Consider the following 1,797-nt stretch of genomic DNA (forward strand, 5'->3'; position numbering starts at 1 on the left):
CAAATACGATGAACTGGATCGCGATCAGGTAGTAGCGCACATCGAACTTCATGCGCGCGTCCTCGAAAGCCTCGAAGCCGCATTCGTACGGCGAGAGCTTTTTCAGATCAGGACGTCGTGGACCGAGGAATCGGCCAACCAGCATCAGCGAAACGCCGATACCGGTGGCAACGATCAGAAACAGCAGAGACGGCAAATATTCGGCCAGCACAGCGATTCTCTCTTGCCTCTGCCGCTGCGCCTGCAGGCGCTTTGGCATGGGGGAGTGGACGGATACCGCTACCTGGCGCTTTGCGCGCCAGACGAACCCGCTTACAAACAAATGGTGCCCAAGAKGGGACTCGAACCCCTACGACTCTCGTCGCTACCACCTCAAGGTAGTGCGTCTACCAATTCCGCCACCTGGGCTTACGTTTGCATTGACGGGATTCCCTATCGGACTCCCTCAATGCGCCGCATATTGTAACCGTCTTCAGCGAGTCTGGGAGCCTTCCGAAGGCTTTTCTTCACCCGATTTCGGCGTTTCCGCCTGAGCCGGCACAGTTGCCTGCGGAACCGGCTGCTGCACAGCGGTTTCCGGGGCCTTGGGCACGGCCGGCAGCTCGCCCGCCGGGGCGGCCGGGGTCGTTGCGACCGGGGCCGACATCAGACCGAGATCCTGACCGCTGGTCGGACGCGAGCCATGGCTGGCGTACCAGGCCATGAAGAGGCTGATGCCGAAGAACACCACGGCCAGCCACTTGGTCGACTTGGACAGGAAGTTGGACGCGCCACGCGCGCCGAACACGGTCCCGGAGGCACCGGCACCGAAGCCCGAGCCTGCGGCCGCACCGGAACCACGCTGCATCAGGATGAGCGCGATCATGGCCACTGCCACCAGCACGTAGACCACATTGAGGATCAACATCAGCATTTCGAATCCGTCCTCGGACTGTAAATGCCGGCCAGCAGCCGGCAACATTATTCTTTATCGCCCGGCCGCCGCATCGACGATGGCCAGGAAGTCCGCGGCAACCAACGAGGCGCCGCCCACCAGCCCACCATCGACATCGGGCTGTGCGAACAGTTCCCCTGCGTTGTCGGGCTTCACGCTGCCGCCGTACAGGATCGGCAACGAATCGGCGATTCTAGCATCCAGCTTGGCCACTTCGCCACGGATGAACGCATGGACCTGCTGGGCCTGCTCCTTGGAAGCGGTGCGGCCGGTGCCGATTGCCCAGACCGGCTCATAGGCGACAACGGCGTGCTGGAAGCCGGCCGGGCCGACCAGGTCAAGGACCGGGGCCAGCTGGCCGGCAATGACCTGCTCGGTCTGGCCGGCCTCGCGCTGCTCCAGGGTTTCACCCACGCACAGCACCGGGACCAGGCCGGCATGCAGGGCGGCGGCGAACTTGCGCGCGACCAGCTCGCTGCTTTCGGCGTGGTACTGGCGCCGCTCGGAGTGGCCGACCAGGCCGTAGCGGGCGCCAACTTCGGCGAGCATGGCCGCAGAGACCTCACCGGTGTAGGCCCCCTTCTCATTGGAGCTGACGTCCTGGGAGCCGAAGGCGATGGCGCGGCCTTCGAACGCTTCGACCAGTTCGCCCAGATAGGGCAACGGGGGCAGGATCACCACCTCGACGCCGTCGGCCGGGAGGCTGGCCACCAGGTCGCTGACCAGGTCCGTGGCGAATTGGCGGCTGCCGTGCAGCTTCCAGTTACCGGCGACGATCTTGCGACGCATGGCGATGCTCCTTTGGGTATCAGCCGCCCATGATAACGGATGTAACGAAATGGGGTGGCTGCGAAAACGCTTAC

3 protein-coding genes and 1 tRNA gene are annotated in these 1,797 nt (G+C 64.0%); all 4 read right to left on the minus strand.

Features of this window, described 5'->3' with window-relative positions; all coding sequences use genetic code 11:
- Nucleotides 1-211 (minus strand): NADH-quinone oxidoreductase subunit A (ndhC, locus tag ACXJKH_RS19880; RefSeq protein WP_457321947.1); only part of this gene is annotated, 211 nt, incomplete at its 3' end.
- Nucleotides 212-323: 112 nt separating this feature from the next.
- Nucleotides 324-408: transfer RNA gene (locus tag ACXJKH_RS19885), tRNA-Leu, on the minus strand.
- A gap of 64 nt (nucleotides 409-472) precedes the next feature.
- Entirely contained in the window at nucleotides 473-913 is a 441-nt protein-coding gene (gene secG, locus ACXJKH_RS19890; RefSeq protein ID WP_256774730.1) for a preprotein translocase subunit SecG, read from the minus strand.
- 54 nt (nucleotides 914-967) lie between these two features.
- Entirely contained in the window at nucleotides 968-1,723 is a 756-nt protein-coding gene (gene tpiA, locus ACXJKH_RS19895) for a triose-phosphate isomerase (protein WP_457321945.1), read from the minus strand.
- Nucleotides 1,724-1,797 lie beyond the last annotated feature (74 nt).

It is taken from the genome of Stenotrophomonas sp. P5_B8 (genome assembly GCF_054049855.1).

Excerpts from the sequence above, each read along its gene's own strand:
- tpiA (WP_457321945.1), bottom strand. The coding sequence starts at position 1,723 with ATGCGTCGCAAGATCGTCGCCGGTAACTGGAAGCTGCACGGCAGCCGC.
- secG (WP_256774730.1), bottom strand. The coding sequence starts at position 913 with ATGCTGATGTTGATCCTCAATGTGGTCTACGTGCTGGTGGCAGTGGCC.